The following is a 19690-nucleotide window of genomic DNA, read 5'->3' as shown; positions in this document are numbered from 1 at the left end:
GTCCTTGAGCGCAGTGTTTTCCAGGCTGAGGTCAGCGAACATCTGCTTGAGTTTGCGATTTTCGGCTTCGAGATCCTTCATCCTCTGGATGTCGGATGCCTCCATGCCTCCGTATTTAGATTTCCACTTGTAGTAGGTGGCGTTGCTGATGCCGTTTTCACGGCATACGTCCTTGACGGTCCGTCCGCCTTCCACAGACTTGAGGATCCTGACGATCTGGTGCTCAGTGAATTTTGATTTGCGCATACGAAACTCCTGGGCGCAGTTTGAGCCAGAAGTCTCTACTTGGCAATGGCCCTACTTTACGGGGACTTTACATGTTCTTCTTTGTCCAGTAGCTCATGGAGGCGATCTCGCCGAGCGTCACGCTGTCTCTGCCAAATATCTGGGTGGGTGAAAAATATGCCTGTGACTTGGAGTTGCCGCCCGACTGCCAGCTTCCGTCGGCCCACTGGGGGGCAGGATGATCGCCGGCGGCTCCGACCACATCGGCCGGTGACAGTCCTGCATAGTCCGGGGTGACGGACAGAGTCGAGGCGAATGCTTGCGAGGAAGCGCAGGCGAGAACAAACATTACGGTAAATACGATGCCCATACGATGAATCATGAAGACCTCCCTTGAACAGTTCGAATAAAAGTAGCGGTTCAGTAAAAGAATGATGCCCGGAGAAATAATCCCATATGTCTCGTGGGAATATGTCCAAGTTGTTCAGTCCATGGAGGCATGTGGGCGGGAGAGATTGTAAGGCTTTTCGGTCCAAGTGTCGGCCATCCTGACAATTATTGTTGCAGAAAATCGGTTCGGATTTTTTTTGTGAGTCATTTCCGAGCGAAGTGATGAGGGAAGACAATTAAAATAAGCGTATTGAACCAATACCGAAAATAGTACATGGTGAAAGCGACGAAGCATGGCCCGACTTGAATACCGGGGAGGATTCTCTATGCGACGGGCGCTTCAATTATTCATTCTGGCGCTGCTGATTGGCTTGTTGCCGAAGCATGCCTTTGGGGCCGGAGGGCATGTCCTGCTGGTGAACAGCTACCATCAGGACTTCCAGTGGGTCAGGGATTATACCGATTCCATGATGCAACGACTGGATTCGGGCGTGAGCTTGACCAGTTTCGACCTCGACACAAAGCGTATTCCGGAAACACAGTTCGTGGCCAAGGCGAACGAGGCTCTCTCGCTCATCGACGTCGTCAAACCTGATGTCGTCGTGCTGGCTGACGACAATGCGCTCACGCTTCTCGGCCGGAAAGTCAAAAGCCGCGGAATCCCCATTGTTTTTCTCGGTGTCAACGGCAATCCGCGAGATGCGGTAGAGGATATCGGGGGCATTACCGGGGTTCTGGAACGACCGTTGCTCAAGCGCTCCGTGCTGAGCCTCAATGATCTTTTCGGGAGGCAATTCCGGAGAATTGCGGTACTTTTCGATATCTCTACCACATCCAAGACGCTGCTTGAGAGATACTTCAAAAGTCGCCGGATGCAGTTCGAAGGTTACCGGGCGGACCTGGAAATGTTTGCGACGTTCGCGCAATGGGAGCAATTCATTACGTCGTGTGATCGCAAAGGGTATGACGCTATATTGCTGGGAGTCTACAACAGGCTGCTCGGCGACGACGGAAAGACCATGGTTCCGTATCGGAAGGTGGCCCGCTGGACCGCGGCAAATGCTACCGTTCCGGTTTTTGCGTTCTGGGAGTTCTCCGTGGCGCCCGACATGGCCGCGGGAGGACTTGTGCTTTCGGGTAAGGATCAGGGAGCGTCGGCAGGTGACATGGTCATGCGCATCTTGCGCGGTACTGATGTCTCTGAGATGAGTCCCGTGATAGCAAGGCAGGGCATGTTGCTGTTCAGCCGAAATGGCCTGAAACACTGGAATTTGGCTATCCCGGATGAGTTCCGGGATATGGTTGAGTTTATCGACTAGAAAAGGCGGCCTTCACCGGGAAGGCCGCCTTTATTCTTTGCCGTGTTGCCTCGGCTAGAAAATGTCAGCCATGGCGTAGAGCTTGCCGGGCTTCTGACCGCGGAGCCACTTGGCGGCCCGGAGCGCGCCGGAGGCAAAGGTCTCGCGCGAATGTGCGCGGTGCGTCACCTCGATGCGTTCGCCGGGGCCGAAGAAGTACATGGTGTGGTCGCCCACCACGTCGCCGCCGCGCAGAGTCTGCACGCCGAGTTCGTCCTTGGGGCGTTCGCCGATGATGCCGTCGCGGCAGTGATTCTTCACTTCGTCGTAATCCCAGCCGCGGGCCTCGGCGAGACACTGCGCCAGCTTCAGGGCGGTGCCGCTGGGAGCGTCCTTCTTCATCTTGTGATGAATCTCGGAAATCTCCATGTCGTAATCTTCGCCCAGCGCCTGCACGAGCTGAGGCAGGAGCTTGAGCAGCACGTTTACGCCAACGCTCATGTTGGGAGCCCAGAACAGCGGGTGGTCCTTGGCGATGCCTTCCAGTTCCGCGACCTGTTCGGGATTGAGGCCGGTGGTGCCGATGACCACGGGGTTGCCGTGGCGTGCTGCTATCTTCGCAGTGGCGATGCTTGCCTCGGGGGAGGTGAAGTCAACGATGACCGCGCCGGGGCAGTCCGGCAGCAGTGCTTCGAGGTCATCGCCGCACAGGCAGCCGAAGGACTCAAGTCCGTCGCAGTTGCCGGGGCGCTCGCACACCGCTTTGAGATTCAGTTCCACATCCGCGTTTGCAAGATTGGCCAGTGTGGCGCCCATGCGTCCGCGGGCGCCCAGTATGATGACGTCGGTAGCCATTCGATTACTCTCCTTCCTGTTTGGCCTTTTCCCCGACCATGTCGAGGAACGTGTCGAGGTCGATCACATTCAGGCCCAGTTTGTTCGCCTTGTCCAGCTTGCTCCCGGCGTTGTCACCCGCGACGACGTAATCCACTTTCTTTGAAATGGATTTGACCGCACGACCGCCGAGGGATTCCACCATCTCGTGGGCTTCGGTTCGGGACATGCCGGACAGGCCACCGGTAAAGATGAATGTTTTATCCTTCAAAGGCAAGTCCGCTTCATCCGCTTCCTGTTGCTCCATGATTTCGGCTTGCGGGTCGAATCCGGCGTCGCGGAGTTTTTGCAGCAGGCGCAGGGTCGGCTCTGCTCTGAAGAAATCGTGAATGCTCTGAGCGACCTTGCCGCCAATGTCCGGCAGGTTTTCCAGTTCATCACGAGATGTTTTTGTCAGCGCTTCCAGGCTGCCGTAATTGGCCGCCAGCGTCCGCGCCGTCTGCTCGCCGACGTGCCGGATCCCGAGCCCGGCGATGGCCCGCCAGAGTGGGGCGTTGACGCGGGCATGCTCCACTGCATCCAGAAACTTCTGTGCGGATTTCGGTCCCATGCCGCCGTACTGGAGCAGAGTGGTCTTGGGCAGGGTGAAAAGGTCGGCGGGATCGTTGAGATGCCCGTCCTCCGCGAGTCGCTGCACCCATTTCTTGCCGACACCTTCCATGTCCAGTCCGGCTTTGGAGACGAAGTGGATAAGCTGCTGGACGGTCTTGGCCGGGCAGTGGGCATTGCCGCACCTAATGGCCTCGCCGTCCTCGATCGTGTCGTGGCCGCAGACGGGACAGTGCTGCGGAAATGCGTACGGCGTGGAATTCTCGGCGTGCTCCACCACTGAAACCACCTGCGGAATAACGTCCCCAGCGCGTTGAATGAGGACCGTATCGCCGATGTGCAGTTGCTTTTCCTCGATGTACGCCTTGTTGTGGAGCGTGGCGCGAGAGACTTCGACGCCGGCGAGGTGGACGGGCTCGAGTACGGCGACCGGAGTCAGCACCCCAGTGCGGCCCACCTGCGTGCGGATGTCGTGCAGGCGCGTCTTGGCGCGGTGTGCGGGAAACTTGAGCGCAAGGGCCCAACGCGGGGCGCGTGAAGTGAAGCCCAGCGCGCGCTGCATTTCAAGGTCGTTGACCTTTGCCACAACGCCGTCGATCTCCAACGGAAGCGATTCGCGCTCTTCCTGCATCTTTTCAAAATAGTCAGCTACTTCGCTGCGCCCGGAGCAGAGGGTGGCCTGTTCGGGAATCTCAAAGCGCAGTTCCTGCAGGGTCCGCATGATGTCCGCCTGCGTGCGCGGCTGCATGAGCGGGCCGCCGCTCCATTCCGCACGGCCGATGCCGTAGGCCATGAAGCGCAGGGGACGCGCGTCGGCTACCTTGGGATCAAGCTGCCGGACTGAGCCTGCGGCCGCGTTTCTGGGGTTGGCGAATTCCTTTTCCCCCTGCTTGCGCTTTTCCCGATTCAGCTCGTTGAAATCGTCAAGGCGCATGATGACTTCACCGCGAACTTCCAGAAGGCTCGGCACCGAGTCGCCCCGGAGCTGCTTCGGCAGGTTGCGCACGGTACGCATGTTGTGGGTGACCACTTCGCCGGTGTGCCCGTCCCCGCGCGTGGCGGCCACGGTGAGGCTGCCGTTTTCGTAGACGCATTCAACGGCGAGTCCGTCCATCTTGGGGTCCACCCAGAACTCTGGTTCCTTGTTGCCGAGCCCTTTGGCGACGCGGTCGCAGAAGGCGTTCCATTCGTCCAGTTCCATGGCGTTGTCGAGCGAATACATGCGCACCGCGTGCTCGTATTGCTCAAAACCCTCCGCGGGCTTGGCTCCCACCCGCATGGTCGGCGAGTTGGGATCGGCCTGCTCCGGATGCTCTTTCTCCAGCGCCTGCAGTTCGCGAAAGAGCTCGTCGTACTCGAGGTCGTCGATCTGCGGGTCGTCGAGGACGTAATACCGGTAGTCGTGATAATCTATCTGGTCGCGAAGCTCTTCTATGCGCTTGGCGACATCCTTGTTGGGCATGCTTTTCGTCCGGTCGGGTTAGAGTATGTGTTTGATTTCGTTCAGGTCCGTCTTGCGGCCAACCGCCAGCAGCGTGTCGTGTGCGCCGATGACCTCGGCGGGGCCGGGGTTGAACACCATGGCTCCGTCAGGTTTCTTGATGGCGATGATGATGACGTTGTAGCGCGGGCGGATGTCGGAGTTCATCAGGTCCACATCCACGAGAGTGGATTCCGGCGAGACTTCGAGCTCCTCCATCTGAAGGTCGAGCCCGCCGCGAACGGCGACTTCGATGAAATTTGTCACCTCGGGGCGCAAGACGCTCTGGGCCATGCGCAGGCCGCCGATGAAGTGGGGCAGCACCACCCGGTCGGCACCGGCGAGTTCAAGGCGGGAGATGTGCGACTTGTTGCCGGCGCGGGCCACGATGTTCACGTCGGGGTTGAGTTGCCTCGCGGTGAGCGTAACGTAGACGTTGGAGGCCTCGGAAGTAAGGGCGCTGATGAGCGATCGGGCGTTCGTCAGTCCTGCCGCGAGCAGGGTCTCGTCGCTCGTGGCGTCGCCTTCCAGACACAGGACGCCGTCCTGTTCCATTATCTCGATGAGCTTGGGGTCCTGCTCGATGACGACAACCCCGTGGCCCTCGCCGATAATCTCCTGCGCCACGATGCTGCCGATCCGGCCGTAACCGCAGACTATGAAGTGGTCACGCAATCTGCTTATCTGCTTTTGCATTCTCCGTCTCCCCCAGAGAATTTGCAGCCTGCCTTCCACCAGAACCTGGGCAAAGGCGGCCGCGATGTATAGAAAACTGCCGACGCCCCCGATGATCAGGATCGTCGTGAATATGCGTCCATAATCGGAGAGTTGGTGGACTTCAAGAAAACCGACGGTGGAGAGGGTGATGACCACCATGTAGAGGGAGCTGACAAAGTCCCAGCCCTCGATGAGCATGTATCCGGCGACCCCGATGGCGGCCACCAGGAAGCTGAAGAGGGCACCGAGCATGAGGCTCCAGTAGGTCCCCATCTGCGCCCGAAGGACCAGCATCCTTCCGTGAAGATTGCGTAATGTCATGGCTTACCCGTACTCCAGCATCCGCTCCCGCAGAACGGCCACCCGGTCGCGAAGCTGGGCGGCGCGCTCGAACTCCAGTTCTTTGGCTGCCTCGCGCATTTCCTTTTCCAGCGATCGGGCCAGCTTGAGCATTTCCTTGGGATCGGCGGGGATGTCCGGTTCCTGCCGTTTGCGGCCCTTCTTCTTGCCTTCGCCTTTCTCGGAAATCATGGCCAGCGGGTTTTCCACCGGTTTGATGATGGTCGTGGGCGTGATCCCGTGCTCAAGGTTGTAGGCGATCTGTTTTTCCCGGCGGCGGTCTGTCTCTTCCATGGCGGCCTTCATGGAGCGCGTCACCTTGTCCGCGTACATGATGACCCGGCCGTCGGAGTTCCTTGCGGCGCGACCGAAGGTCTGAATGAGTGACCGCGGCGAGCGCAGGAAGCCTTCCTTGTCCGCGTCGATGATGGCCACCAGCGAGACTTCCGGAATATCGAGCCCCTCGCGCAGCAGGTTGATGCCCACCAGAACGGTGAATTCCCCTTCGCGAAGCGCGCGGATGATGGCCATGCGTTCCACTGTGTCGATGTCCGAGTGCAGATACTTGGCCGTGACGCCCATCTGGTTCAGGTAGTCGGTCAGGTCCTCGGCCATGCGTTTGGTGAGGGTGGTGACCAGAACCCGCTCGTTGCGATCGTGACGGGCGCGGCATTCGGTCATGAGGTCGTCCACCTGTCCTTCGGCTCCGCGTACTTCGAGTTGCGGGTCGAGCAGCCCGGTGGGGCGGATGACCTGTTCCACCACAAGTCCGTGCGAGCGGTCCATTTCCCAATCGCCCGGCGTGGCGGAAACATAGACGGCCTGTCCCTTGCGCTCCAGAAATTCGTCGAAGGCCAGCGGCCTGTTGTCCAGTGCCGACGGCAGGCGGAATCCGAAGTCCACCAGCGTGGTCTTTCGCGAGCGGTCTCCGTTGTACATGCCGCCCACCTGCGAGACGCTGATATGCGACTCGTCGATGAACATGATGGAGTCCTTGGGGAAGTAATCCAGCAGAGTCGCCGGCGGCTGTCCGGCCCGGCGTCCGTCGAGATGCTTGGAATAGTTCTCGATGCCGTTGCAGTAGCCGAGTTCCTCGATGGTCTCCAGGTCGAACATGGTCCGCTGTTCCAGTCGCTGGGCCTCCACCAGACGGTTCTGCTCGCGAAGCTCCGTGAGTCTGAGTCGCAATTCCTCGCGGATGTCGGAGATGGCGCGGTCGAGGTTGTCGCGGTCGGAAACGTAGTGCGACGCCGGGTAGATGACCGTCTTGCGCAGGTTCGATTTCACCTCGCCGGTGAGCGGATCGGTTTCGGTTATGGTGTCGATCTCGTCGCCGAAATACTCGATGCGGATGGCCATCTGGCGACTGTAGGCCGGGATGATCTCGACCGTGTCGCCCCGGACGCGGAAGGTGCCGCGATGAAAGTCGTAGTCGTTTCGCACATAGTGGACTTCGATGAGCCTGCTGATGAGCGACTCCATTGGCAGGGTCTGTCCCTCTTCCACCGGCAGGATCATCTTGGCGTAGTATTCGGGCGAACCGAGACCGTATATGCAGGAGACAGAGGCCACGATGAGCACGTCGCGCCTGGTGAGCAGTGCGTGCGTGGCCGAGTGGCGCAGCTTGTCGATGTCGTCGTTTATGGACGAGTCCTTTTCGATGTATGTATCGGAGTGGGGCAGATAGGCTTCGGGCTGATAATAGTCGTAATAACTGACGAAGTACTCCACCGCGTTGTTGGGGAACAGCCCTTTGAATTCGCTGTAGAGCTGTGCCGCAAGGGTCTTGTTGGGTGCGAGCACGAGTGCGGGGCGGTTCAACCCAGCCACCACGTTGGCCACGGTGAAGGTTTTCCCCGTACCGGTGGCGCCCAGAAGAACCTGATCCTCAACGCCCGCGGCTAGGTTGGATGTGATCTGCCTGATGGCTTCCGGCTGATCCCCGGTGGGCGTGAACTCTGTGGCTAATTGAAAATCGGGCATGCAAACCTTTCGTCGGGCTTGTTCAGGATGTCGAAAAACTGTACTATCACACCATGGTGCAATCCTTCTGACGACACAAGGAGCCGTCCCATGGAAATCACCGTCATACCCCCGGACAGTCCGCTGCTCATAGATCGCGCCTGGGCGATACGCATGACCATCAGGAGCTTCAAGGGCCGCAGGGACGTGGAGGTTCATCTGTTCCGCCCCGACTGGGACTCCGGAGAGGAGACCTCTTACGACTGGCAGTCACTCGTGGTCAACAGCGAGGACCCCGAAGGCCAGTGCCGCAGGCTCGTTCTGGAAGCGTTTACGGCACAGGAACGCGACAGCATCATAGAGTATCTCAAAGAGCGGTATTCCACAAGATTGTCGACCGTCACCTGTATGCCGCTGAAGTTCCCGGTGCCGGAGGGGCTGCCTGCCCTGTGCAGCGTGGATGAATCCAAAAACGTCGGGTTCATCCGGTTTGAGAAGATTCCCGCCTATGATCTGGGCATTCCCTTGCGCGGGCTTTACAATCTCGATGAGCACCCGCCCATTGTGGAGTAGCAAAGACCGCATTTCGCCCGGTTCCCCCTGTCGGTAGAAGGAATCACCGATAGCTCCCCTGTATGCAACCTTTCGCTTTTTCCCGAAAATCGTTTATATGGGAAAATGCGAAAGGTTTTTTCGCGCCTAATGTGAGAACGTGAACGGAAAAGCATACAGGAGAAATGTGGATGCAGGACGACAAGCATCACGACAACCATGACGACCATGGCAACGGCGGCAATCAGGGACATCATGACCATGAGGGACATGGAAACGGTGGACATGAAGGTCATCATGACCATGACGGCCATGGTGGCGGTCATGCGTCGCATCACGCGCAGATGGTCAAGGATTTCAAGCGGCGCTTCTACGTATCGCTTCTGCTGACGCTTCCGGTCGCATGGCTTTCCCCCATGCTGAGAGGCTTCGCCGGCCTTGGCGAGCCTGCGGTTCCCGGCCGGTTCATGATCCTCTTCACCTTTTCCACGGTCATTTTCTTCTATGGCGGGTGGCCGTTCCTTAAGGGATTTTTCAAGGAAGTCTCCAAAAAGCAGCCGGGCATGATGACCCTCATCGCGTTGGCGATAACCGTTGCGTACGGGTACTCCAGTCTCGTTTCCTTCGGCCTGCCCGGCCGGGTCTTCTTCTGGGAGCTGGCGAGTCTGATCGTAATCATGCTTCTCGGCCACTGGATCGAAATGCGTTCCGTCATGAGCGCTTCCGGGGCCATGGAGGAGCTTGCCAAGCTCATTCCCGGCAAAGCGCACCGCCTCAAGGAGGACGGCTCCACCGAGGATGTGAAGGTCAGCGATTTGCAGCCGGGAGATAAAGTGCTGGTCAAGCCGGGTGAGCGCGTCCCCTCCGACGGGGAGATCGTGGAAGGACATTCCAGTTTGAACGAATCCATGCTCACTGGCGAATCGCAGATGGTCGAGAAGTCGGAAGGCGACGAGGTCATCGGCGGCGCCGTGAACGGCGATGGCTCCCTGACCGTCTCCGTGGGCAAGACCGGCGACGATTCCTTCATCAATCAGGTCATGAACATGGTGAAAGAGGCGCAGGAGAGCAAGTCCCGCGCACAGGGACTCGCCGACAAGGCCGCCATGTGGCTGACCTACATCGCGCTCGCATCCGGTGCCGTGACCATGATCGTCTGGCTCACGCTTTTCGACAAGGAATTCATCTTTTCGCTCGAACGCACCGTCACGGTCATGATTATTACCTGCCCGCACGCCCTCGGCCTCGCCATTCCGCTTGTGGTGGCCATGATTACGGCCATTGCCGCCAAGCAGGGATTCTTTATCCGCAACAGGACTCCCTTTGAAAAGTCGCGCAACCTTCAGGCGGTGCTTTTCGACAAGACCGGGACGCTCACCAAGGGTGAATTTGCCGTCAGCGACACGGTCGTGTTCGACGAGTCCATGGATGAAGCGAAGCTGACCAACATGGCGGCCGCCGTCGAAGCGCAGTCGGAGCATCCCATCGCCAAGGCCGTGGTGGAAGCCGCGGAGCAGCCCGGCAAGGCCGATAATTTTGAAAACATCCCCGGCAAGGGCGCGCAGGCGACAGTGGACGGAAGCAACGTGAAGGTCGTCAGCCGTAATTACGCGGACGAGCAGGGCATCAAATACGACGCGGACAAGGTCTCAGCCCTCTCCGGAGAGGGAAAGACGCTGGTTTTCGTGCTGGTGGAGGACAAGGCCGCCGGCTGCATCGCGCTTGATGACGTGATCCGCGAGGAGTCCCGCGACGCCGTTGCAAAGCTCAAGGAAATGGGTGTTCAGGTCATGATGATTACCGGCGACAATCAGGCGGTAGCCGACCGCGTCGCCAAGGAGCTTGACCTGACGGACTACTTTGCCGAGGTCCTTCCTGACAAGAAGGCCGAAAAGGTCAAGGAAGTGCAGGGTCGCGGACTCATGTGCGCCATGACGGGCGACGGCGTGAACGACGCGCCCGCGCTGGCTCAGGCCGACGTGGGCATCGCCATCGGCGCGGGGACGGACGTGGCGCAGGAGACTGCGGACATCGTGCTGGTTCGCTCCAATCCCGGCGATGTCGTGAAGGTCATCGAGCTGTCGCGCACCAACCGCCGCAAGACCATCCAGAACCTGTTCTGGGCAACGGGGTACAACGCCTTTGCGATCCCGCTCGCCGCGGGCGTACTCTACAAGTGGGGTGTTCTGCTCAACCCTGCCGCGGGAGCTCTTCTCATGTCGCTTTCCACCGTTATCGTCGCCATCAACGCGAAGCTGATTCGCAGCCCGGAGAGTGCCTGATACAACGGGTCGAAATAATTGAAGTCAGGCCGGTCCTTTTGATGGGGGCCGGCCTTTTTTGCGCTCTGCGGTGCATTTTCTGTTCAAAATAAATACCCTGAGTGCTATGTGTTGACTGACCTTTACCGTTTCGGGCGAGTGGTTGCGGGGCGATGTGACAAGTTCAGGAGGGTGACGTGGTTCAGGTGGGAAAATCGCACTACGATTTCAAAAGGTATTTCGACAGGGGCCGCTGGATGAGCCTCTACCATCAGGTGGATGAACTGGTAACGCTTGGGCCGCGAAGCGTTCTCGAGATAGGCCCCGGGGCGGGTTTTCTTGGCGCGTTGCTTGAACGGTGCGGCATTCATGTCGATACCTTGGATTTCGACCCGGAGCTCAAACCCGACCTCGTGGCGTCCGCTTCGGAGCTGCCGCTCAGGGACGGGGCCTATGACTGCGTATGCGCCTTCCAGATGCTTGAGCATTTGCCTTACGATGAATCCATGAAAGCGTTTGACGAGATGGTTCGGGTGGCGGGCCGCAACGTGGTGCTGAGCCTTCCGGACATGAAAGGCGGGTGGCCGGTGTCGGTACATCTGCCCCGACTGGGCATGCGGCGGATTCTGCTGCCCAAGCCGAGGTTCATCATGAAGCTGCCGAAAATAATAGATCAGCACTATTGGGAGCTTGGACGCCCCGAATATTCAAGGGAAGAAGTGCTGGAAGATTTTCTTGCTCGTGAGGTGGAGCTGGTGCGGGACTATCAGGTGCATGAATTTCCCTATCACCACTTTTTCATTTTTAATAAGCCTCGCTTGTGAAGGCGGCGAAAACGATGGACAGAAACTGCTCGGGGTGATTACGCATCAAGCGGTGCCACCGACACCGCAAACCCTGTCGCAGCGGGCATGAGATGCTCGGAAAGAAGACCGTTGCGGACGCCATTCGGTTTCAAGCAAATGTTGGGAGCGAGCCCTGCTCCGGGATCGGCGGAGTCCTACGCCTTCGACTTTAAAGCCGATAAATCCCCTTCGACGTTGCTAAGGAGCGCGATAGACTATAAACTGCAGGACGAAGCACGCGGCGTAAAAGATTTTTCTCTTTAGTGAACGGTAAACGGATGCAGCGGGCCGGGCCCATGCGATCTATTATTGGGAAGGTTGATGTCGGATATTAAGATTCTCGTCGTGGAAGACGACACCATCGCCAGCATGGATGTGCAGGCCAGTCTTGAGCGGATCGGCTACAAGGTGGCCGCCACCGCCTCGACGGGTGAAGAAGCGGTAAGGCTGTGCGGCGAACTCGCCCCCGACCTCGTGCTCATGGATGTGCGGCTTGAAGGCGAAATGGACGGTGTCGAAGCTGCAGAGCGGATCAGTGAACAGTATGGGACTCCCGTCATATACCTTACCATTTTTTCGGACAACGAGACCCTGAGCCGCGCGAAGGTCTCGGGGCCTTACGGATTTTTGCTCAAGCCGGTGGACGAGCGCGACCTGCGCTCCGCCATCGAGGTTGCGCTCTACAAGCACAAGATGGAACGGGAGCTGCGCCAGGCCCGCAAGGAGACCGAAGCCGCCAACGCGGTCAAGACGTCCTTTCTGGCCACCATCAGCCACGAGCTGCGCACCCCGATGAACGGGGTGCTCGGAATGACCGAGCTGCTGCTGCTCTCCGACCTGCCCGACGAGCACAAGAGCAATGTCGAGCTGATAAAGCAGTCGGCCATGTCATTGCTCAACGTGGTGAACCAGATTCTCGATTATTCCAAGCTGGAAGCCCGCATACAGGCGCTGCGCGAGACCGAGTTCCGCATCCGCGAACTCTTGGAGAGCGTGGTGACCCAGTACGAGGGACAGGCTCGGGCCAAGGGAATCGAACTCGGGTTTTCCATGCACGATGATGTCCCCGAGCTTGTCCTTGCCGATTCGGGAAAGCTGCGTCAGGTCGTCAAGAACGTCGTGGAGAATGCGGTCAAGTTCACTTCCGAGGGCCGTATAGACGTGGAGGCGCGGCTGGCGCACCCCTCGGAGTACAGGGGCGAGCAGCCCGCCGAGGGCCGGGTTCGCCTGCACGTGGCGGTCAGGGACACCGGGTGCGGTATACCGCCTGAGAAGCTCGGCGGCATTTTCGAGTGCTTCACGCAGGTCGATGACTACATGACGCGCAAGGAGGGCGGCCTCGGACTGGGGCTTGCCATCTCGAGCCGTCTGGCCACGCTGTTGGGTGGAGAGATATGGACCGATTCCGAGGAAGGAAAGGGCAGCGTCTTCCACATCACCGCGGACCTTCAGCCTCGTGAAGTCGAGGTCGCCGAGGCCGACGAAGGTCACCACTCCCTGCGCGGGTTGCGAATCCTGATCGCCGATGACGACCTCATCAGCAAGACCTATTTTTCCCGTATTCTCGAAAAGCACGGGTGCGGCGTGGATGCCGTGGACGACGGCTCCAAGGCCGTGCGCCGACTGGCGGAAGAGGACTACGACCTTGTGCTCATGGATATTCAGATGCCCGAAATGGACGGCATCGAAGCCACCCGCATGATACGTGCGGGCAAGGGCGGGGTGCGCAAGCCGTCCGTCCCCATAGTGGCGCTCACCGCTCACGCCATGTGGGGGGACGAACAGCGGTGCCTGCACGCCGGAATGGACAACTATCTTGCCAAGCCGGCGGACATCGAGACGCTCTCTTCCGTAATTCGAGCCACGCTGGACGGCGGGGAAGACTCCGGCCATGTCGAACAATAACGGCAACGGCTTCATGAGCATTTATTCCGTGACGTTGACGATCCTGCTCGGATCGGCGCTCTACCTCGGCTATATGCTCGTCGAGGCCTTTCTGCACGCGCTGCTGCTCTCCTGCGTGCTGGCAATCATGTGTTCGCCGCTCATGCTCAAGGCGCTGGACCTGACCGGCGGCAGGCGCAAAATCTCGGCCGCGCTGACCACCCTGACCATCGTGTTCGTCCTGCTGATTCCCATGGCGGTCGTCATGGTTGCCCTCGTCAATCAGGGGCTCGACTCGCTGGCGGCTATAAACCAGTGGATTCGGGTCACGGATTTCGAAAAGCTGGCGGCCTCCTCCGAAGTGACCCACTACCTCGCGTGGGTTCACGACAAGATACCGTTTCTCGATCTGGACGGGGGAGAAATCCGCGCCAGAGTTCTCGACTACTCGCGGGAGTTCGCGCAGACCATGCTTGAATACAGCACGGTGCTGGTCCGCGACACCTTTCGCATCATCCTCCTGTTCCTGCTCATGATCTTCGCGCTGTTCTATTTCCTGCGCGACGGCACGCAGATGGTGGCCTTCATCAAGCGCGTCTCGCCGCTTCGCGAACGGCAGGAAGACTACATCATCGAAAGCCTCAAGCGGGTCTCCCGCGGTGTGCTCATGGGCTGCCTCCTCGTTGCGGTGCTGCAGGGCATCGTCGGCGGCATAGGGCTTTCCATCTGCGGCATCCCCGGCGTGTTCTGGGGCGCAATGACCGCCTTCTGCTCGCTGGTTCCCGTGGTCGGCACCGGTATCATCTGGGTCCCGGCGGCCGTGTACCTGTTCATCACCGGGCAGTGGCAGCTGGGCCTGTTCCTGACGCTGTGGTTCTCGCTCATCGTGGTAAGCATAGACACGTTCCTGCGGCCCTATTTCATGCGCGAGGCGGCGCAGGTCTCCACCTTCTACATCTTCATCGCCATCCTCGGCGGCATCTCGGCCTTCGGAATGCTGGGCATCCTTTACGGTCCGCTCATTCTCAGCTTCGTGATGGTCATGCTTCAGATCTACACCGAAGAATACGGGGAATCGTTCAAGAAAAAGGAGAACGACTAGTCCATGCGCTTCGCTCCGCTCACCATTCTCATCCTGCTGCTGGCTCTCTCCGCGTGCGCTCCCAAGGAAGTCGAGCCGACGGAGACCGAGCAGACCCGCTTCGTGCTCCAGAAGGACGCCGATGCCGAGGCCCGCTCCCTGTCCCCCGCCTATCAGGGGCTTGCCTCTTATGAAGACTTGCGGCCTGCGATAGAGCGCAGCCTCGAATACGTCCGGTACCGTCCCGCGGATCAGGTTGCGACCTCCTACGGCGGCCTGATGGTGAAGTGGGGGCAGGTGCGCAGTTCCCTCGAGGAGCTTCTGGAGCTGCTGCCCAGGCTGGATAAGAACCCGGAACTCCTTGATGAACGGTTCACGTGGTTTCGCCTTGATCCCGGCACCCTGCTGACCGGTTATTACGAACCCCTCATTCAGGCCTCCAAAGTCAGAACCGAGAAATACAGCCATCCCCTGTATCGGCAGCCAGACGACCTCAAGACCATCGATCTCGGAAAGTTCCATCCTCGCTGGGAAGGGCAGCGGCTTACCTACCGTTCCGAAGAGGGGGAAGCCATGCCGTACTTCGACCGCAAGGACATCGACGGCGAGGGCGCGCTCTCCGGGCGCGGTTTGGAAATCGCATGGCTGGCCGATCCGGTGGACGCGTTCTTTCTTCAGATTCAGGGCTCGGGGCGGCTCGTCTATCCCGACGGAACCATGGAACACGTACTCTATGCCGGAAAGAACGGGCGTCAGTACCGGTCCCTCGGCCGCATTCTCATCGACGACGGGCGCGTGCCCAGAGACGAGATGAGCATGAAGCGCATCCGGCAGTTTCTCGCGGCGCATCCCGAGGAGCGCGACGACTATCTTTTCCGCAACCCCAGCTACGTCTTTTTCCGCCTTCATGACGAAGGACCCTACGGCAGCATCGGGCGGACCCTGACTCCGTACGTGAGCGTCGCCGTGGACCCGTCCACCATCCCCCTCGGCTCCCTGTTGGCGCTTCGAACCGAGCTCCCCGCGGAAGACGGCGAGACCGATCCTTTTGCCTCGCTCGTGCTGGCGCAGGACACCGGAGGGGCCATCAAGGGCACCCGTTGCGACCTGTTTTGCGGCTTCGGCCCCAAGGCCCGCTTCCTTGCCGGGCATCTTCAGCACGACGCGCAGATCTTCATGCTCCTCAGCCGCTCCGCGCTGGAAGGGTAGCGCTTCTTTCGTCTTTCCGGAGCCTTGCTTCGGCAATGTTCTTTTCCTGTATCCGGCGGCCAATAGCCGTCGGAGCGGAAATGTTTAGTAGCTTGCCCCTTACGGGCGTTGTGGTAGATTTTCGGAGTCCGCCCCGGACCTGAAAAGACCTGCCCCGGAGGAGTGCATGACCGTTGTTCCCATGAAGCGAAGACCCTTTGAAAAAACCACCGGAAGAGTCGAGGTGGTGGGCAGGGCCGTGGGCGAGGAAGCCGCCGCGTCCGCCGTGCCGTTGTATTTCGAACCAGTTTCCGCAGGATTTCCGTCCCCGGCCGACGACTATGTGGAGACCGCCCTTGATCTCAACGAATACCTCGTGAACAACCCCGCCGCCACGTTCATGGTCCGCGTCACGGGGGACTCAATGATCGAGGCGGGCATCCACGACGGCGATGTGCTGGTGGTGGACCGCTCCCGTGATCCTGCCCCCGGAAAAATCGTGGTGGCCGTGCTGGACGGCGAGTTGACGGTCAAGCGGCTTCAGGAGCGGGACGGGAAGCTCGTTCTGGTGCCGGAAAACCCGGCGTACCGTCCCATCGTGGTGGAGCGCGGGCAGGAGCTGTTCGTCTGGGGCGTGGTCTCGGGCGTAGTCAGGAGAGTCTGATGGAGCCGTTCTTCTACGCCATGGTGGACTGCAACAACTTCTACGTCTCCTGCGAACGGGTCTTCGCGCCCGCGCTGGAAGGGCGGCCCGTGGTGGTGCTCTCCAACAACGACGGTTGCGTCATCGCCCGCTCCAACGAAGCCAAGGCGCTGGGCATCGGCATGGGCGAACCGGCCTTCAAGCGCGAAACCTTTTTCAGAAACCACGGCGTGACCGTCTTTTCCTCCAACTACGCGCTCTACGGCGACATGTCCTCCCGTGTGCAGCGGGTGCTCACGCGGTTCTCCCCGGAGATCGAACACTATTCCATCGACGAGTCCTTTCTGATCATGCGCAGCCGCGATCCCCAGAGACTTATGGAGCAGGCCGCGGAGATACGGCGTACGGTGCACCGCTGGACCGGCATCCCGGTCTGCGTCGGGCTGGCGCGGACCAAGACGCTGGCCAAGGTCGCCAACCGCATCGCCAAGAAACGGGAGGGGACCAACGGCGTCTGGCTCATGGACGGCGGTGCGCAGGTTCGCGACGAACTGGCCGGGGTGGCCGTGGAAGATGTCTGGGGCATCGGCCGCAGGAGCGCGCGCAAGCTACGGGCATGCGGCGTACGCAGCGCGCTGGACCTGACTCGGCGCACTCGGGACTGGGTGCGCGAGAAGCTCACCGTGTGCGGCCTGCGGACCATGATGGAGTTGCAGGGCATCCCGTGTCATCCCTTTGAAGAGCAGCCCCCCGCCGTCAGGAGCGTTACCTGCTCCCGATCCTTCGGCACCCGCATCACGCGGCTGGAGGCGCTGGAGGAGGCGCTTTGCGCCTATGTGCAGCGGGCCGCCGAAAAGCTCAGGGCGCGAGACCTGCAGGCCGGGGCCGTGCAGGTATTTCTTTCCACCAATCGCTTTGCCGAAGACCCGCAGTACAACGGGAGTGGCTGCCTGCCGCTGGACAGACCCACTTCGCATACGCCCTGCCTGCATCGCAAGGCGCTGTCCATCCTGCGCGACATCTACCGCGAGGGGTACAAATACCAGAAGGTGGGCGTGCTCATGCTGGACCTGACAGAACGCGGGCAGCGGCAGCTCACCTTCGACGACTACCGTAACGCACGGGACGAGTCGCGTCGGGATTCGCTCATGAAGACGCTGGATTCGGTCAACGCCCGTTTCGGCAGGGACAGTCTGCGATTCGGCGGGGCGGGGCTTGGCCGCAAGGAGTGGCACATGCGCCAGCGGCGGCTGTCTCGACGGTTCACCACTTCGTGGGCCGAGATTCCGCAGGTTCGCTGACAGCTGAGAGTGGGCGGAGTCTTTGTCGCGCATCAAAAAGGGGAACCGGCAAGGCCGATTCCCCTTAGTCGTTCATTCTGCGGCGAGCGCTACAGGTTGTAGAGCTTTTCGCCCGGGATGACGTTGATGTCGTTCTTCTGGAGCACCTCGATGCCCTGTTCGGTGCGGTCGAAGCGGAAGATCAGCACGGCGGAATTGCCGCTTTGCTGCACGAAGGCGTACATGTATTCCACGTTGATGCCTTCGTTCTGCAACAGGGTCAGAATATGGTTCAGTCCGCCGGGCTGGTCGTCGATCTCGACGGCCACCACGTTGGTCCGGCCCACGGTGAAGCCGTGTTCCTTCAGCGCGGCGCGGCCTTTTTCAAAATCGTCCACGATCAGGCGCAGGATGCCGAAGTCGGAGGTGTCCGCCAGCGAGAGCGCACGGATATTGATGCCGGTCTCTTCGAGGATGCGGGTCACCTCGGCCAGACGGCCGGCGCGGTTTTCAAGAAATATGGAGAGTTGGTCGACTTTCATTTCGTCCTCTCTTGCGTCGATGGTTAGGAGTCGTTCCGCTTGTCGATGATGCGTTTGGCCTTGCCCTCGGACCGTTCGATGCCCTGTGGGTTGACCAGCTTGCACTTGACCGACACGCCGAGGAATTCCTTGATGTTCTTTTGTACCTTGGATTCAAGCCGTTGTAAATTCTTGATCTCGTCGGAGAACACGGATTCGTTGACCTCCACCATGACGGTGAGGGTGTCGAGGTTGCCCTGACGTTCCAGAATGAGCTGGTAGTGCGGGGTGAGGCCTTCGGTCTCGATGAGGATGGACTCGATCTGGGACGGGAAGACGTTGACGCCGCGGATGATCAGCATGTCGTCGCTGCGACCGGTGACGCGGGCCATGCGGGCGGTGGTGCGGCCGCATTTGCAGGGCGCGGTGTTCAGCGTGGTCAGGTCGCGGGTGCGGTAGCGCACGAGGGGAATGGCTTCCTTGGTCAGGGTGGTGATGACCAGTTCGCCGGTCTCGCCCGGAGGCAGCGGTTCGCCGCTTTCGGGGTCGATGACTTCCACGAGGAAGTGGTCTTCCATCATGTGCAGGCCGTCCTGCGCTTCGTGACATTCGATGCCGACGCCCGGCCCCATGATTTCGGACAGGCCATAGATGTCGATGGCGGTGATGCCGAGGCGGGATTCGATGTCGCGGCGCATTTCCTCGGTCCACGGCTCGGCGCCGAAGACGCCGATGCGAAGCGGGAGCTTCTTGACGTCTATGCCCATTTCTTCCGCCATCTCGGCGAGAAAGAGGCTGTAGGAAGGCGTGCAGCAGATCACATCGGGCTGAAAGTCGCGAAGGAGCATGGCCTGACGCCGCGTGCCGCCGCCGGAGACCGGGACCACTGTGGCGCCCAGTTCCTCGGCTCCGTAATGGGCACCGAGACCGCCGGTAAACAGCCCGTAGCCGTAGGCGTTGTGGATCATGTCGCTGGGGGAGGCGCCTGCGGCCATGTAGCTGCGGGCCATCATGCGTCCCCAGTTGGCGATATCGCGTTTGGTGTATCCCACGACCGTGGCCTTGCCGGTAGTGCCGGAGGAGGAGTGGATGCGCACGATGTTGTCACGGCTGACCGCGAACAGACCGAAGGGGTAGTGGTTCCTGAGATCCTGCTTCTCGGTGAAGGGCAGGTGCCTGACGTCGGAAAGGCTCTTGATGTCCGAGGGCTTGATGCCGCGCTCATCGAAGCGTTTCCTGTAGAAGGGGACGTTGTGGTACACCCTTTCGCAAAGGGATTGCAGCCGTTTGAGCTGGAGTTGCTCCATCTCGTCCCGTGGCAGGGTCTCAAGATCCTGGTCGAAGATCATCTGTCGGTCCTCCTTCGGTTGCGTGCAAGAAAAAAGGCCACGGGTCGGAACCCGTGGCCTGTAGTGTCGGTGCTGACCGTCTTCCGCTCCACGAGTCCCCATCAAGTGGGGTTCATAAAGAGAAAAAAGACGGTGAAAAACTGTTTGAGCATGAACAGCTTCATGCAACAATCACCTTGATGGTGTCAAGCCTCAAGCGTACGAAGAGAGATGAACGGACCGAAAAACAGCC

Annotated in this window: 17 protein-coding genes; 9 read left to right on the top strand and 8 right to left on the bottom strand. The window is 59.9% G+C overall.

The window, feature by feature from the left end; translation table 11 throughout:
- Window positions 1-246: transposase (locus BR24_RS15450; RefSeq protein WP_496542368.1), on the bottom strand; the 246-nt coding region annotated here is incomplete at its 3' end.
- A gap of 67 nt (window positions 247-313) precedes the next feature.
- The gene (locus tag BR24_RS15445) at window positions 314-607 is read right to left on the bottom strand and encodes a hypothetical protein (protein WP_496542367.1); all 294 of its coding nucleotides are present in this window, start codon (window positions 605-607) and stop codon (window positions 314-316) included.
- 301 nt (window positions 608-908) lie between these two features.
- Here BR24_RS15445 and BR24_RS15440 point away from each other — a divergent pair, with 301 nt between their 5' ends.
- A complete protein-coding gene (locus tag BR24_RS15440; RefSeq protein ID WP_496542366.1) occupies window positions 909-1934 on the top strand; it encodes an ABC transporter substrate-binding protein in 1026 nt (341 codons plus the stop codon).
- 54 nt (window positions 1935-1988) lie between these two features.
- Here BR24_RS15440 and dapB read toward each other — a convergent pair whose 3' ends face one another.
- From dapB to uvrB, 4 genes are read right to left on the bottom strand one after another with little or no spacing between them, the layout of a single operon-like run.
- Entirely contained in the window at window positions 1989-2768 is a 780-nt protein-coding gene (dapB, locus tag BR24_RS15435; protein ID WP_496542365.1) for a 4-hydroxy-tetrahydrodipicolinate reductase, read from the bottom strand.
- A gap of 4 nt (window positions 2769-2772) precedes the next feature.
- Window positions 2773-4818 (bottom strand): NAD-dependent DNA ligase LigA, encoded by a 2046-nt coding sequence (gene ligA / locus BR24_RS15430; protein ID WP_496542364.1) that lies wholly within the window; start codon window positions 4816-4818, stop codon window positions 2773-2775.
- Window positions 4819-4836: 18 nt separating this feature from the next.
- Complete coding sequence (locus BR24_RS15425; protein WP_496542363.1) at window positions 4837-5874, bottom strand: potassium channel family protein; 1038 nt, start codon at window positions 5872-5874, stop codon at window positions 4837-4839.
- A gap of 3 nt (window positions 5875-5877) precedes the next feature.
- Window positions 5878-7875, bottom strand: coding sequence for an excinuclease ABC subunit UvrB (gene uvrB, locus BR24_RS15420; protein ID WP_496542362.1), 1998 nt, complete (start codon window positions 7873-7875; stop codon window positions 5878-5880).
- A gap of 90 nt (window positions 7876-7965) precedes the next feature.
- On the opposite strand from uvrB, the gene BR24_RS15415 reads away from it, so the two are divergent.
- From BR24_RS15415 to BR24_RS15380, 8 genes are all read left to right on the top strand, one after another.
- Window positions 7966-8427 (top strand): hypothetical protein, encoded by a 462-nt coding sequence (locus tag BR24_RS15415; protein WP_496542361.1) that lies wholly within the window; start codon window positions 7966-7968, stop codon window positions 8425-8427.
- A 170-nt stretch (window positions 8428-8597) separates the two neighbouring features.
- Entirely contained in the window at window positions 8598-10688 is a 2091-nt protein-coding gene (locus tag BR24_RS15410; RefSeq protein WP_496542360.1) for a copper-translocating P-type ATPase, read from the top strand.
- A 176-nt stretch (window positions 10689-10864) separates the two neighbouring features.
- Window positions 10865-11491: a class I SAM-dependent methyltransferase gene (locus BR24_RS15405; protein ID WP_496542359.1), complete on the top strand. Its 627-nt coding sequence runs from the start codon at window positions 10865-10867 to the stop codon at window positions 11489-11491.
- Window positions 11492-11833: 342 nt separating this feature from the next.
- Complete coding sequence (locus tag BR24_RS15400) at window positions 11834-13417, top strand: hybrid sensor histidine kinase/response regulator (RefSeq protein WP_496542358.1); 1584 nt, start codon at window positions 11834-11836, stop codon at window positions 13415-13417.
- Window positions 13404-14498, top strand: coding sequence for an AI-2E family transporter (locus BR24_RS15395; protein ID WP_496542357.1), 1095 nt, complete (start codon window positions 13404-13406; stop codon window positions 14496-14498). Before BR24_RS15400 ends, BR24_RS15395 begins: the two co-directional genes overlap by 14 nt.
- Before the next feature lie 3 nt (window positions 14499-14501).
- Window positions 14502-15686 carry a murein transglycosylase A gene (gene mltA / locus BR24_RS15390; RefSeq protein WP_496542356.1) on the top strand — a complete coding sequence of 395 codons (1185 nt, stop codon included), beginning with the start codon at window positions 14502-14504 and terminating at the stop codon, window positions 15684-15686.
- Window positions 15687-15852: 166 nt separating this feature from the next.
- Window positions 15853-16329 (top strand): LexA family protein, encoded by a 477-nt coding sequence (locus BR24_RS15385; RefSeq protein ID WP_496542355.1) that lies wholly within the window; start codon window positions 15853-15855, stop codon window positions 16327-16329.
- Window positions 16329-17609: a Y-family DNA polymerase gene (locus BR24_RS15380; protein ID WP_496542354.1), complete on the top strand. Its 1281-nt coding sequence runs from the start codon at window positions 16329-16331 to the stop codon at window positions 17607-17609. Before BR24_RS15385 ends, BR24_RS15380 begins: the two co-directional genes overlap by 1 nt.
- Window positions 17610-17698: 89 nt before the next feature.
- On the opposite strand, the gene BR24_RS15375 is transcribed toward BR24_RS15380, so the two are convergent.
- Together BR24_RS15375 and BR24_RS15370 are read right to left on the bottom strand one after the other, a co-directional pair.
- The gene (locus tag BR24_RS15375; protein ID WP_496542353.1) at window positions 17699-18130 is read right to left on the bottom strand and encodes an ACT domain-containing protein; all 432 of its coding nucleotides are present in this window, start codon (window positions 18128-18130) and stop codon (window positions 17699-17701) included.
- A gap of 23 nt (window positions 18131-18153) precedes the next feature.
- Complete coding sequence (locus tag BR24_RS15370) at window positions 18154-19458, bottom strand: phenylacetate--CoA ligase family protein (protein WP_496542352.1); 1305 nt, start codon at window positions 19456-19458, stop codon at window positions 18154-18156.
- Between the last annotated feature and the right edge of the window lie 232 nt (window positions 19459-19690).

The sequence above is a fragment of the Pseudodesulfovibrio halophilus DSM 5663 genome (genome assembly GCF_059568665.1).
The sequence above is the reverse complement of the archived record's forward strand: the minus strand, read 5'-3'. Positions and strand labels throughout refer to the sequence as shown.